Annotated in this window: 12 protein-coding genes, 1 pseudogene and 1 riboswitch; of the genes and pseudogenes, 1 reads left to right on the forward strand and 12 read right to left on the reverse strand. The window is 71.9% G+C overall.

The features are described from left to right. Positions 1-496 precede the first annotated feature (496 nt). The 7 genes and pseudogenes from DIZ27_RS08180 to DIZ27_RS08210 all read right to left on the reverse strand — a co-directional run. Positions 497-1,729, reverse strand: a pseudogene (locus tag DIZ27_RS08180) (glycoside hydrolase family 10 protein); the annotation flags it as partial. A 252-nt stretch (positions 1,730-1,981) separates the two neighbouring features. Further along, positions 1,982-2,692 (reverse strand): (2Fe-2S)-binding protein, encoded by a 711-nt coding sequence (locus DIZ27_RS08185; RefSeq protein ID WP_109377660.1) that lies wholly within the window; start codon positions 2,690-2,692, stop codon positions 1,982-1,984. A gap of 117 nt (positions 2,693-2,809) precedes the next feature. Further along, positions 2,810-3,229, reverse strand: a complete 420-nt coding sequence (locus DIZ27_RS08190) for a (2Fe-2S) ferredoxin domain-containing protein (RefSeq protein WP_258308301.1) — start codon at positions 3,227-3,229, stop codon at positions 2,810-2,812. A 6-nt stretch (positions 3,230-3,235) separates the two neighbouring features. Further along, complete coding sequence (locus tag DIZ27_RS08195) at positions 3,236-4,282, reverse strand: ABC transporter substrate-binding protein (RefSeq protein ID WP_109377661.1); 1,047 nt, start codon at positions 4,280-4,282, stop codon at positions 3,236-3,238. Positions 4,283-4,297: 15 nt separating this feature from the next. Continuing rightward, the gene (locus DIZ27_RS08200; RefSeq protein ID WP_181383440.1) at positions 4,298-5,083 is read right to left on the reverse strand and encodes an ABC transporter ATP-binding protein; all 786 of its coding nucleotides are present in this window, start codon (positions 5,081-5,083) and stop codon (positions 4,298-4,300) included. Further along, entirely contained in the window at positions 5,083-6,192 is a 1,110-nt protein-coding gene (locus DIZ27_RS08205; protein WP_109377663.1) for an iron ABC transporter permease, read from the reverse strand. Before DIZ27_RS08205 ends, DIZ27_RS08200 begins: the two co-directional genes overlap by 1 nt. A 122-nt stretch (positions 6,193-6,314) precedes the next feature. Further along, a riboswitch (cobalamin riboswitch) is annotated at positions 6,315-6,393 on the reverse strand. Positions 6,394-6,480: 87 nt separating this feature from the next. Next, positions 6,481-6,861 carry a VOC family protein gene (locus DIZ27_RS08210; protein ID WP_181383441.1) on the reverse strand — a complete coding sequence of 127 codons (381 nt, stop codon included), beginning with the start codon at positions 6,859-6,861 and terminating at the stop codon, positions 6,481-6,483. A gap of 288 nt (positions 6,862-7,149) precedes the next feature. Here DIZ27_RS08210 and DIZ27_RS08215 point away from each other — a divergent pair, with 288 nt between their 5' ends. Then, entirely contained in the window at positions 7,150-7,944 is a 795-nt protein-coding gene (locus tag DIZ27_RS08215) for a hypothetical protein (protein WP_109377664.1), read from the forward strand. A 119-nt stretch (positions 7,945-8,063) separates the two neighbouring features. On the opposite strand, the gene DIZ27_RS08220 is transcribed toward DIZ27_RS08215, so the two are convergent. The 5 genes from DIZ27_RS08220 to DIZ27_RS08240 are packed head-to-tail and all read right to left on the reverse strand — an operon-like array spanning position 8,064 to position 12,541. Then, a complete protein-coding gene (locus DIZ27_RS08220) occupies positions 8,064-8,843 on the reverse strand; it encodes an IclR family transcriptional regulator (protein ID WP_258308302.1) in 780 nt (259 codons plus the stop codon). A gap of 14 nt (positions 8,844-8,857) precedes the next feature. After that, on the reverse strand, positions 8,858-9,844 hold the full coding sequence (locus DIZ27_RS08225; protein ID WP_258308303.1) for a PDR/VanB family oxidoreductase: 987 nt from the start codon (positions 9,842-9,844) through the stop codon (positions 8,858-8,860). 13 nt (positions 9,845-9,857) lie between these two features. After that, entirely contained in the window at positions 9,858-10,079 is a 222-nt protein-coding gene (locus DIZ27_RS08230) for a hypothetical protein (RefSeq protein ID WP_181383442.1), read from the reverse strand. Beyond that, on the reverse strand, positions 10,076-11,143 hold the full coding sequence (locus DIZ27_RS08235; RefSeq protein WP_109377665.1) for an aromatic ring-hydroxylating dioxygenase subunit alpha: 1,068 nt from the start codon (positions 11,141-11,143) through the stop codon (positions 10,076-10,078). The genes DIZ27_RS08230 and DIZ27_RS08235 overlap by 4 nt, the downstream gene beginning before the upstream one ends. 36 nt (positions 11,144-11,179) lie before the next feature. Further along, positions 11,180-12,541: an MFS transporter gene (locus tag DIZ27_RS08240; RefSeq protein ID WP_109377666.1), complete on the reverse strand. Its 1,362-nt coding sequence runs from the start codon at positions 12,539-12,541 to the stop codon at positions 11,180-11,182. Between the last annotated feature and the right edge of the window lie 84 nt (positions 12,542-12,625).

A 12,625-nucleotide genomic window follows, 5' to 3' on the forward strand; every position in this document is an offset into this window, starting at 1 on the left:
CCGGGGCCTCGGCGAGCGCGGACGCGAGCCGTGGGTCGAGTGCGGCACCGGATCGGGACGGGAAAGAGGTCATGGCAGAGGTCTGCCTGGGGATCAAGGGCCCGTCGGCACGTCCGATACTGCGTGGCTGCCGCGGGTTCCGCGCCTCCTGGCTCCGTCGACCGGGTGGAGCCAGGAGGTCGGACCGGATACGACGTCAGTGTTTGCGCAGCCGTGCGGTGACGGGGGCGCTTTCGCGGTTGGCACGGTCCACCGAGGTGACCGCGTACGCCGAGCCCTCCGGTGCCGCCGGCCCCGCCCACTCGGTGCTGCGGGCGCCCGGGAGCACCGCCACGAGCTCGTCGCCGCCGGCGGCGCCGCGCAGCCGGACCGCGTACAGCGCGGGGACGTGGTTGCCGCGGGAGCGCACCTCGATCCGGATCCCGCCGCCGGCCGTCCGGGTCGCCGACGCGAGCGGGGGCAGCGGCGCGGGACCGCCGGCGAGCCTCGGCAGGACGGGAGGCAGTGCGGGCCGCTGCCAGTGGTCGCCGGCCATCCTGCTGATCGCGCCGATCGGATCGGCGGTCACGTCCGTGGCGCTGAACAGGATCTCGCCGTTGATCCCCGGCAGCCCCTTGTCCATCGTCAGGTGCCGGGAGAGCTCGGCCGGGTCCTGCCAGGCGGCCGGTTGGGCGGGGTCGCCCACCTTGTACACGGCCTGGCCGATCCACAGCTGCACGTCGGTGTCGCGCACAGCGTCCGCCCACCACGGAGCGAGGACGGCGTAGTCGGCCACGGGGAGACCGATGTTCCAGTAGAGCTGCGGGGCGATGTAGTCCAGCCAGCCGTTGCGCACCCAGCCCAGGGTGTCGGCGTTCAGCGCGTCGTAGGACTGGGTGCCGCCGGTGGCCGAGCCCCGCGGGTCGCTGGAGGCGTTGCGCCAGATGCCGAAGGGGCTGACGCCGAAAGCCGCCTCGGGCCGCACCACGCGCACCCGGTCGTGCATCTCCCGCACCAACAGGTCCACGTTGTGCCGGCGCCAGGCGGCCCGGTCGGTGAAGCCCGCGCCGTACGCGGCGAAGGCGTCGTCGTCGGGGAAGTCCTGGCCGCCCACCGGGTAGGGGTAGAAGTAGTCGTCGAAGTGGACGCCGTCGATCTCGTAGCGCTCCACCGCGTCCATGACGGCGTCCTCGACGAAGGCGCGGGCGGCCGGGATGCCGGGGTTGTAGTACAGCCGACCGCCGTAGGAGACGATCCATTCCGGGTGCAGCCGCGCCGGGTGGCCGGGCACGAGCTTGGTGACGTCGGCCTGCTGCGAGACGCGGTACGGGTTGAACCAGGCGTGCAGGGCCAGCCCGCGAGCGTGCGCGGCGTCGACCATGAAGCCCAGTGGGTCGTAACCGGGATCCTGCCCCTGAGTTCCGGTCAGGTACTGCGACCACGGCTCGAACCGTGAGGGCCAGAACGCGTCGGCCGTCGGGCGGACCTGAGCGAACACCGCGTTGAGCCCGATCGATCTGGCGTGGTCGAGCAGCGCGACGAACTCCGTCTGCTGTGCGGCGGGGCTCAGGCCGGGCCGCGAGGGCCAGTCGATGTTGGCGACGGTGGCGATCCACTCCCCGCGCAGTTCACGGTCTCCGGCCCCGGTCACCGTGCCGTTCTTGACGGCCGGCAGCAGGGCCGGTTCCGTCTCGGAGGGGACGGCCGCACCAGCGGGGGTGGGGAGACCGGCCACGGTGAGACCGGCCATCAGTCCGGCGGTGCGCAGCAGTCCACGGCGGGTGGGGCGGCGTGCGGCAGAGCCGGGGTCGGGGGTGTCGGTCACAACGACTCCTGAGGAGAGGCGGAAGGCAGACCGGCTCACCCTGCCCAGCTCATCATGCTCAGGTCAACCGCCGAGTCAAATGGTCACCAAACGGTCGGAGTTCGAGTAACCGACATGAGGCGCTCGATGTGCGCGGCGACAGCCGTGCACACGTGCTGCGGACCGAGTCGAACAGGCTCAGGCTGACGGTCCGTCCCGGTCGGCCAGGCAGCAGTCGCCGCACTTCGAGCCGTTCGGCGCACGGTAGTAGAGGCAGCAACTGCGGCGGCGGAACGTGAGATCCGGGCCAGTGATCACTCCGGTGCCCGCGAGTCGTCCGGTGCCCAGCAGCCGGGTGGTGAGGTCCGTGAGCGGCTCCCGCAGCTCGGGGCGGGCCGACAGCAGGACATGGGCCGACCCGACGAGTGCGGAGGCGGCGTTCCCGTCCAGCAGGCGCGGAGCGATCTTGACGCGCAGTCCGGCCTCGAGCGCGCGCAGATGCCGCATCACCTGCTCGTTCAGGGCGAGAGCGGGGTCGGGGAGCCGTTCGGCGCACCAGCCGGCGGGGCGGGGCAGGCGGAGGGCCGGTCCGTCGTCGGCACGCTGCAGCTCCGTCAGGTCCGGGACGATCCCGTGCAGCAGCACGCACGCCAGGGCGGGGGACCAGAGACGGGCCGCGTGTCCGAGGTGGGCGATGGACACGCCGATCCGCGGTTCGCCGGTGCGGTACCGCCGCGCGACGGCTGCGGAAAGGTCGGTGAAGCCGCACGCGGAGGCCCGGTCCAGCGGGTGCCAGCCCTCGTCCGGGCCGCCGACGGGCAGGACGAAGAAGCCGCCGAGGGCCGCCACGTCGTGCAGGGCCGCGGTGACGGCCTCGGCGGATGCCTGAGCCTGAGCTTGTTCGGTCATACCGTGGCGTTTCCTTTCCGACGGGCGCCGCGACGTGGGTTCGAGGGGGGCGTGGTGACCCACTCGTGCGGCAGCGGCCCCGGCCGCCGCGCGGAGGGCGGTCCGGTGAGCGCGGTCTCAGGGGGCCGTGCCCCGCCGCGGCGGTCTGATGGTGTAGAGGTCGAGGATGTCCGGGAGGGGTGCGACGCCGGGGCCGCCGGCGTGCGCCCAGGCCACGATGTCCTCGATGGCGTCGGGGTCGTTGACCAGCCCCAGCCAGACGGGCCGGCCCCCGGCCGACCGGCCCGCCGCGGAAGGCTGGACGACGATGACGTTGGCCTGTTCGCACAGGTCCAGACAGGCGGACACCCGTGTCGGAACCGTCGCGCGCAGGCGCGCCGTCTGCGCCGCGTGGTCGACGCCGGGCACCTTGGAGCTGCCGCAGCAGCAGTCCCGGCACACGACGACCCGGCAGGGCGCGGGGGTGTTCGGCGGAGCAGGCGGCAAGGCCTTGGCCTGACCGGACGTCGCTTCGGCCGGGTTCGTGTCGGCGGACATGCGGCCTCACTCCTCTCCCCGGGGAGAGCCGCCCCGGTCGAAGTTCCTCAGGTCTGCGGCGAGCGAGCTGACGGCCGCGGGATTGCGCGGGCTCTCCACCAGGTCCACGTAGTCGAGGACGACGATCCGGTCGTTCTTGACGGCCGAGACGTGTGCGAGCGGTGGATAGGACTTCAGGAACTTCCGCTTCTGGTCGGCGCTGGTGTCTCCGTAGTCGTTGATCACGATCACCTCCGGGTCGCGTTCGACGACGGTCTCCCAGCCGACCGTCGTCCAGCTGTCCTTGAGGTCCTTCATGACGTGATCACCGCCCGCCTTGGTGATGATGTCGTGCGGACCTGCGTACGCGCCCGAGGTCAGCGGCTTGTCCCGCCCGTCGTCGTAGAGGAAGACCCTCGGACGGTCCGCCCCCTTCGGCGCCTTCGCCTGCGCTTCGGCCACCTGCTTCCGGAACGTCGCGATGAGGGCCCCGGCACGGCCCTCGACGTCGAAGATCCTTCCCAGGTTCCGCAGATCGGTGTAGAGGGCGTCGAGCGGCGACATCACGCCCCGTGCCTTCCCGTTGCCGTTACGGCACGACTCACTCAGCAGGTACGAGTCGACGCCCACCTCGTCCAGCTCGGCGGGGGTGAAGCCGGTTCCCTCGCTGAAGCCGTAGTTCCAGCCCGCGAAGACCAGATCGGCACGGGCGTCGAGGACCAGCTCCTTGTTGATCCTCTCCTTCGAGAGCCACGTGGTCTTCCGGTAGGCGTCCTTCCAGGGAACGGACGTGAGGTCGCCCTTGTCGTCGGGCATCACATAGCCCGCCATATGACTCTCGAGTCCGAGCGCGAACATGATCTCGGTGATGCCGACGTCGTTGGTGACCACGCGCTGGGGGGCTTTGTCGTAGGTCTTCTTCTGGCCGCAGTTCTCCACGGTCACCGGATAGTGGCCGTCACGGGCCACGGAACCGTCCTTCTCCCCTTTCTGAGAGGTGACCTGCGCACCGCAGCCGGTGAGGAGCAGGGCCGTGGCGAGTGCGAGTGCGGCGGGGCGTGCCGGGTGCGGCATGGTGGCGGTGACTCCTCAGGTAGCGGGCTGGGCGGGCAGGAGACGGTCGAAGAGCAGCTGTACGGCGCCGGTCTCCGGGTGCGGGACGCGATGCGCCCGCACGCCGAAGACCTCGGCCAGCAGCTCGGGTGTGAGCACGTCGTGCGGAGCGCCGGAGGCGACGATCCGGCCGCCGTCGATGACATGGAGCAGGTCGCAGTGGAGCGCGGCGAGGTTGAGATCGTGCAGCGCGGTGAGCACCGTCAGCCCGCTGCCACGCACCAGAGCGAGCACTTCCAACTGCTGAGCGATGTCCAGGTGGTTGGTGGGCTCGTCGAGCACCAGCACCCGGGGTCGCTGGGCGAGCGCCCGGGCGATCAGGACCCGCTGCCTCTCGCCGCCGGAGAGGGTGAGGAAGCCACGGTCCGCGAGGTGACCGGCGCCGACCCCCACCAGCGCGGCCTCGCACGCCCCGCGGTCCTCATCGGTGGTCCGGGCCGCCGGCCGTTGGTGCGGCAACCGCCCCATCGCCACGACCTCGGCGACCGTGAAATCGAATTCGGTGACCGACTCCTGGGGCAGTGCGGCCACCCGACGGGCACTTTCACGCGCACTCATGGCGTACAGGTCCTCACCGCCGAGCCGGACCGTGCCGGCCGAGGGACGCAGCGCCCGGTAGACACAGCGCAGCAGGGTCGATTTCCCGCTGCCGTTGGGCCCGACCAGACCGACGAGCTGCCCCTCGGCCGCGCCCAGCGTGACCTCTTCCACCAGCCGGGCGCCGTCGGCCTCGACGGTCAGTGCGTCGACGTCGACCCGCATCACACGCCTCCGAAGGTGTAGGAACGGCGGCGCATCAGCAGGACGAAAAACGGCACGCCGATGGCCGCGGTCACGACGCCCACCGGCAGTTCGACCGGCGCGAGCACCACGCGGGACAGGATGTCCACCCAGACCAGCAGGACGGCTCCGGCGAGCGGTGCGACGGCCAGCAGCCGCCGGTGGTCGGCGCCGACGAGCATCCGTACGGCGTGCGGAACCATCAGTCCGACGAAGCCGATCGCCCCGCTCACCGCCACCACCGCCCCCGTGACGGCCGCGGAGACCAGGAACAGCTCCTTGCGCAGCCTCCCCGGGTCCACTCCCAGCGCGGCGGCCGTCTCGTCGCCCATGGCCAGGGCGTTCAGCCGACGCGCCGACCACGCGAGGTGGCCGAGGCCGCCGAGCACCGCCCCCGCGGCGATCGGAACGGAGGCCCAGTTGGCGCCGCCGAGGCTGCCGAGCAGCCACATCATCGCGGAACGAGCCGCCTCACCGCGCTCGGCCGCGAACACCATGAACGTGGTGACGGCCGAGAAGCCGTAGAACATCGCGGTGCCCGTCAGGACGAGCCGCAGCGGGCTCAGGCCGCGAGGGGTACGGGCGATCGCGTAGACCAGCACCATGGCCAGGAGCGCGGAGAGGAACGCCGCCGTGGACAGGGCCCAGACGCCGAGCGCGCCGAAGGCTCCGAAGATGAGCACGGCGTTGGCGCCCACGGCCGCGCCCGAGGAGATGCCCAGCACGTACGGGTCGGCGAGAGCGTTGCGGACCATGGCCTGCACCGCGACGCCGATGGCCGACAGCCCGGCCCCGACGATCGCGGCCAGCACGGCCCGGGGAAAGCGCAGCTCCCAGACGATGGTGTACGCCGGCACCTGGCCGGGGGTTATGGACCCGCCCGTCAGCCCGGTCCACAGATGGTGCAGCACCTCGCCCCAGGAGATCCCTGACGCCCCGATCCCCACCCCGCAGACGAGGGACACGGGCAGAGCGGCGCCCAGGCCGATCAGGAGAAGGGGCAGTGAAACGCGCCGGGGGGACGCGACGCCGGCTCCGGTACGGGGCGTGTGCGCGGGCGTGGCAGGTTCGGTTTCGAGGGTGGTGGCCACGGACGGGTCGCTTTCGCCTCAGGCCGTGCCCCTGCGCAACAGAAGGAGCGGCCCCGGGCGCGGGGCGCCCTGCGCAGCACCTCTTCGCAGTCCACGGCGATTGACAGGAGCCTTCGCACCGCGGGTGATCGGGCTTGCGGGGCCTCGGACGGGCTCCGCCTACCGTTGCGGGTCAGCGCCGGAATTCGACCGGACTTCCCCCGCGGGGCATGTGCAGCTTAGCCTGCCCGACAGGACGCTCCGCCGGTGGTGGCGGAGATCACCTTCCGCCGGGGTGACCTGGCACTCTCACCGGACTTCTGCATCTGTCCTGGTGAACGGCCTGGCGGTGGGGAGTGCGGCTACAGGATCCCCGGCAGGGTCGAGCTGGTTCCGCGGTGCCAGGGTGCGCAGGACGTCGAACTCGTCGCCCTCGGGGTCGGCCATGACCACCCGGCTCCGGTCCGAGCCCTGGCCCACGTCCACCTTGACGGCGCCGAGGCCGAGCAGCCTGGTCACCTCGTCCTCGGTGCTGCCGTCGATCGGGCTGACGTCGAGGTGAAGCCGGTTCTTCACGGTCTTGCCCTCGCTCCGGTCGATCACCTCGAAGTCCAGGACCTCGCACCAGAAGGCCGCGAGCCTCTCCGGATCGTGGCAGTCAACGGCCGGCTCGGTGAACCTGCTTGTCATGACTCTCCCAGTCGGTGCCGTCGTCTGTTCACGACCGCTCAGGCCGGCCAAGAGGTGAGCGAGACGTCTGGTCGCAGCCACTCGTTGAGGGCTGCTGCCAACCGGGAAGCAGCAGCCTGACGACTCCCCGAACGCTCTGTCCCACGGCCCGGCCAGGCGATAGAGTCCGGATGTGCGTTGATCTTCCGGGCGGCGGCCATGTGCAGCCGCAGACGGTGCCGGGCGCCTCCCGTACCAGGGGCCGCCCCAGCAGGCATACCCGTCATCACCTCACCGGAGATCCACCCCATGACTGTTCAGCAGCCTCTCGCCTACGACGCGTTCGCCGAACTCGCCGCCGCTGATTCAGCAGTCGTCGGCCTCGTCCTCAAAGGTTCCCGAGCCCACGACGGCATGATCACAGCACACTCCGACCACGACCTTTACGTGGTCATCGCCGATGACGCCACGACCGATCTCACCCGGTTCACGGGCCACCGCACCGCCCGGCTCGACCTCGTCATCGTCTCCCTCACCGAGTTCCGTGCAGCCGGGATGCCCGGTTCTGAACGCTACGGCCTCGCCCGTGCCCAGGTCCTGCTCGACCGGCTCGACGGAGGCATCGCCCGAATCCTCGCCGACAAGGCTCGTCTGCGCGCCGACGAGGCGTTCCAGGACTCCAGCGGCTGGCTCGACGCCTATGCCAACTCTCTCTACCGCTCCGTCAAGAACCACCGGGACGGCCAGGCTCTCGCCGCTCGCCTCGATGCCGCCGACAGCATTCGGTTTCTGCTGGAACTGCTCTTCGCTCTCGACCGTCGTCCCCGCCCCTACAACAAGTACCTGGAGTGGGAGCTCGCCCGACACCCACTGCCGGGCTGGGACAGTGACGTGCTGCTCCGTGCCGTGGACCGCGTCTCGGCGACAGGCGACGTACCCCTGCAGCGGCACCTGTTCACCTTGGTCGAGGCGGCGGCCCGAGAGGCCGGACACGGCGAGGTGCTGGACGCGTGGGGCGAGGACCTTGACCTCATGCGACCGCGACAAAGGAATGAAGAGACTCCCTGCCGAGGTAAGTGTGTTCCACCCGTGGCTCAGGCATAGGCAGTCCGGCAGATAGAGCGTGAGCTGGAGGCGGGCGCGCGGGAACGCAGGGTGGAACTCGATCTTGGCTCCGCTGCTCGTCGGCTGGTCGCTGAGGGCGATGGGCGCCCGGGACCGGCTCATCCCCCGCGCCCCTGTACGCCCGCTGGTCGGGTGCCGAGGGCACGGGAGATGCCGCGTGCGGCCGTGCGGACCACGGGGAGGTGGGACCGGGCGGCGGCGTCGTTGGGTACGACCACGCCGACGGCCGCGACGACGCCGCCCGAGCCGTCGCGCACGGGGGCCGCGATGCCGAGTGCGTCCTCGTGCACGAAGCCGGGGCAGTACGCGTAGCCGTCGCGGCGGACGGCGGCGAGCTGGGCACGCAGCCTGCCCGGGGCGACGGGGGTGGCGGCGGTGTAGGCGTTCAACCGCCCTGCCTCGACGACCTGTTCGCGCAGCCCGGCGGGGGCGTGCGCGAGCAGGACGAGGCCGCTGGAGGAGGCGTGCAGCGGCAGGCGGCCCGCGATCCGCGTGTAGTTGACGACGGAGCCGGGCGCGGACAGCCGTTCCACGAACAGCACCTCCTCCCCGTCGCGCACGGCGAGCTGCACGTGGTGGCCGACGACGTCGTGGACGCCCTCCAGGAACGGCATGGCGCGCTCGCGCAGTGTGAGGGCGGGCGAGGCGCGCGAGGCCAGCTCCCACAGACGCACCCCGACCCGTACCAGGCGCCGTTCGTCGCGCACCAGCAGCCCGTGCGCGACGAGTTCGGCGATCAGGCGGGAGGCGGTGGCCACGTGCAGTCCCGACCGGCGCGCGATCTCGGAGACGGACAGTGCGGGCTCGTCCTGGGTGAACGCCTCCAGGATGCGCACCGCCCGCGTCAGGACCGACTCGCCGGGTCCCCCCGCGCTCACAGGTCGAGGACCGCTCACAGGTCGAGGACGAGGCGGGGGCAGGCGGCCCGGGAGACGCAGATCATCATGGTGTCGTTCGCGGCCTGCTCGTCGGGGGTGAGGAGGGAGTCGCGGTGGTCCACGGCGCCGTCGAGCACCGGCGTCTCGCAGGTGCCGCAGGTGCCCTCGCGGCATGAGGACAGCACCTGCACGCCCGCCTGCTCGACGGCGTCCAGCACCGAGACACCGGGCGGCACCGTCACGGTGCGGCCGCTGCCGGCCAGTTCGACCTCGAACTCCTCCTCCAAGACTGCGGGTTGAAGGCCCTTGGGGGCGAACCGCTCGGTGTGCAGGGCGGCGTGCGGCCGGACGGCGCAGTGTTCCTCCACCGCCCGCAGCAGGCCTTCCGGGCCGCAGCAGTAGACCGACGTGTCCGGGAGCGGGCTGCCGAGCAGGGCGTCCAGGTCCGGCAGGCCGTGTGTGTCCTGCGGTACCAGGCGGACGCGCTCGCCGTAGGCGGAGCGCAGCTCGGCGTGGAAGGCCATGGAGGCAAGGGTGCGTCCGCCGTACACCAACTCCCAGTGAGCACCCTGACGTTCGGCTTCGGCGAGCATCGGGAGGAGCGGGGTGATGCCGATGCCGCCGGCCAGGAACAGGTAGCGGGGCGAGGGCTGGAGCGCGAAGTGGTTGCGCGGGCCGCGCACCCGTACCGGGTCGCCGGGGGCCAGGCGGTCGTGGACATGGGCGGAGCCTCCCCGCCCGTCCGGCTCGCGCAGCACGGCGACCTGCCAGCGGGTGCGGTCGGCGGGGTCGGAGCACAGCGAGTACTGGCGGGTGAGTTCCGGGGTGAGCCGGAGGTCGATGTGGGCTCCGGGGCGCCAGGGCGGCAGGTCGCCGCCGTCGGGGCGGGCGAGGGTCAGTCGCACGACGCCCCGGGCGACGGTGTCCCTGCCCTCGACGACCAGGTCGAGGTCGGTCTCGGTGCCGCTCTCCTGGGCGCGCGTGGGGATCACGGTGGTCACGGTGCTTCCTTCGTCAGGCGAGGGCGGGCTCGGGCGTCCCGGCGGGCAGGGGCGCCGCAGCGGCGGGCGGGTGGTGCCCCTCGGGGTGGGCGAGCAGCCAGTCCCACAGTTCCACCGGGTCCTCGAACTCGCGCTCGGCGCCGCAGTGGCAGACGGCGAGCAACCGGTCGGTGCCGAGGACCCAGTGGATGCGGTAGACGCCGCCGGTGAGCGCCGGGGGATGCAGCGGGCTCATCGGGACGCCGCCGCCGGGCTGTCCTGCTCCGCTCCTTCGGCGGCCAGGCGGGCGAGGATCCGGCGCGCGGCGAGGCCGCCGGTGTCGATGTTGATGGACAGCTCCTGGTAGCCGTCCTGCTCGGTGTCGAGGGCCTTCTGCAGCACGTTGAGCGCGACCACGTCCTGCAGGACCACGGTGCGGTTGTTCTCCCGCAGGAAGTCGGAGACCTCCTGGTCCCCCGGCGCGAAGTCCCGGGCCACCGCCCAGAAGTCGTAGGTGGTCTTCTCGGTGGACGGGGTGATGGCGTAGACGACCTCGACGTGGAAGGCGTGCGGGTCGCTGCCGTCCGGGTTCGGCCCCGGCGCGCCGACGGGGGCGATCCGGGAGTGCAGGAGGTAGAGGCACGGGGCGTGGTACTCGATGTCCTGCCAGCGGGTGATGCGTCCGGTGATCCCGGTGGACGTGGCGTAGAACGGGGGGCATTCGGCGTCGTCCATGTGCCGGCTGACGTAGACGATGCCGGCCCGGTCGTCCACCTCGGTGGTGATGGGGGTCTCGGCGACCTCCGGGGTGCCGATGTACCCGCCGTGCAGATACGTCTCGTGGGAGAGGTCCAGCAGGTTGTCGACCAGCAGCCCGTAGTCGCTGTCGATGGTCTCCATGCCGGACACGACGGTGTAGTCGGGCGAGTCCATCCACGGGGCGCGCGGTGGCAGGGTGGTGCCGGGCTCGCGGTCGCCGATCCACACCCACACGAAGGCGTCCTGTTCGAGGACCGGGTAGGTGGCCAGCCGGGCCGTGCGGGGGATGCGCTGCTGTCCGGGTACGGACACGCACACGCCGTCGGTGCCGTACGTGAAGCCGTGGTAGCCGCAGACCACGCGGTCGCCGTCGAGGCGGCTCGGCTTCTCCGAGAGCGGGAAGCGGCGGTGCACGCAGCGGTCCGCCATGGCGACCGGACGGCCGTCCTCGGTCCGGTAGAGCAGGATCGGCTCGCCGAGGACGGTGCGGCCGAGCAGTTCGCGGCCCACCTCGTGGGCGTAGGCGGCCACGTACCACTGGTTGCGGACGAAAGCGGTCACGGTGTTTCTCCTTACGGGCGCGATGGCCGGGCGGGGTCAGGGGGCGTCGCCGACGGCGACGGCGGGGGCGGGGGCGGCCGGGCGGGCTCCGGTCGCGCGGGACGGGCGCAGCGCCAGGACGACGATGCCGGCCGCGACGAAGATCGAGCCCACTGCGAGGTAGAGGCTCTGCGGGCTCCAGCCGGTGTCCAGCAGGGCACCGGCGGCGGTGGGCGCCACGATCGATCCGACGCGGCCGACGGCGAGCGCGCAGCCGATGCCGGTGGCGCGCACGGACGCGTCGTAGACGACGGGGTTCAGGGCGTACAGGCCGGCCACACAGCCGTTGGCGAACACGCCGATGAGGGCGCCGAGGGTGAGGGCCGCCCACAGGGCGGAGGTGGAGAGGATGAAGCCGGACAGCAGGACGGCGGTGAGGATCAGGTAGGCGGTCAGCACGTGGCGGAGCTGGAACCGGGAGGCGAGGGCGCCGAGCGCCGCCGCGCCGAAGATGCCGCCGAGGTTGAGCAGGGTGCCGCCGGTCAGGCCCTGGGCGCTGGAGAGTCCCGCTTCGATCAGCAGGGTCGGTGTCCAGCTGGTGACGAAGTAGAAGCCGGACATGACCAGGAAGAACGCGGACCACAGCAGCACCGTGGAGCGGCGCAGCGGACCGGCGAGCAGCTGCCGGAACCCTGCGGTGATCGAGGCGGAGGGCTGCTCGGTGGTCTCGGGCAGCCGGGACTGCGTGGGCAGTCCCATGCGGCGGGCCAGCGCGTTGACCCGCTCCAGCGCGCCCTTGGGCCTGCGGGTCAGCAGGAAGTCCAGCGATTCGGGCAGGGTGGCCCAGGCCAGTGGTACGACCACGGCGGTGGCGACACCGCCCGCCAGGAAGACCGACCGCCAGCCGAAGCGGTCGACCATGCCGACGGCGAGCAGCCCGCCGAGGGTGGCGCCGATGGCGTAGCCGGTGGAGTTCAGGCTGACGGCCAGGCCCCGCCAGCGGCGCGAGGCGTACTCGCCGGACAGGACGTTGCTGCAGGCCAGGACGCCACCGATGCCGACGCCGGTCAGTACGCGGAGCACTCCGAGCTGAGTGGCGGACTGGGCGGCGGCCGAGAGCAGCATGCCGACGGCGGCGACGCTGAGACAGCCGAGCACGACCGGGCGGCGGCCCACACGGTCGGCCCACGGCGCGATGCCGAGCGCGCCGAGCGCCATGCCGACCAGTCCGGCGCTGAGCAGCAGGCCGAGCTGGGAGGACGACAGTCCCCATTCGGCGGAGACGCTCTTGCCGGTGAAGGCCATCACCAGCACGTCGAAACCGTCGAGGACGTTGAGCAGGACGCAGACCACGATCACGCGCCACTGGAAGCGGCTCATCGCCCCCTCGTCGAGGGCTTCGCGCAGCGGGCGGTTCACCGCGCGGCTCCGGCGCGTGAACGGGTGGGGAAACGATCCATGACAGCACTCCGTTGTCGACTGCTGGGACACGGACCGCCCCGC

It is taken from the genome of Streptomyces sp. NWU339 (assembly GCF_003143855.1).
Lineage (GTDB): Bacteria > Actinomycetota > Actinomycetes > Streptomycetales > Streptomycetaceae > Streptomyces.

Excerpts from the sequence above, each read along its gene's own strand:
- DIZ27_RS08185 (WP_109377660.1), bottom strand. The coding sequence starts at position 2,692 with ATGACCGAACAAGCTCAGGCTCAGGCATCCGCCGAGGCCGTCACCGCG.
- DIZ27_RS08190 (WP_258308301.1), bottom strand. The coding sequence starts at position 3,229 with ATGTCCGCCGACACGAACCCGGCCGAAGCGACGTCCGGTCAGGCCAAG.
- DIZ27_RS08195 (WP_109377661.1), bottom strand. The coding sequence starts at position 4,282 with ATGCCGCACCCGGCACGCCCCGCCGCACTCGCACTCGCCACGGCCCTG.
- DIZ27_RS08200 (WP_181383440.1), bottom strand. The coding sequence starts at position 5,083 with ATGCGGGTCGACGTCGACGCACTGACCGTCGAGGCCGACGGCGCCCGG.
- DIZ27_RS08210 (WP_181383441.1), bottom strand. The coding sequence starts at position 6,861 with ATGACAAGCAGGTTCACCGAGCCGGCCGTTGACTGCCACGATCCGGAG.
- DIZ27_RS08215 (WP_109377664.1), top strand. The coding sequence starts at position 7,150 with ATGACTGTTCAGCAGCCTCTCGCCTACGACGCGTTCGCCGAACTCGCC.
- DIZ27_RS08230 (WP_181383442.1), bottom strand. The coding sequence starts at position 10,079 with ATGAGCCCGCTGCATCCCCCGGCGCTCACCGGCGGCGTCTACCGCATC.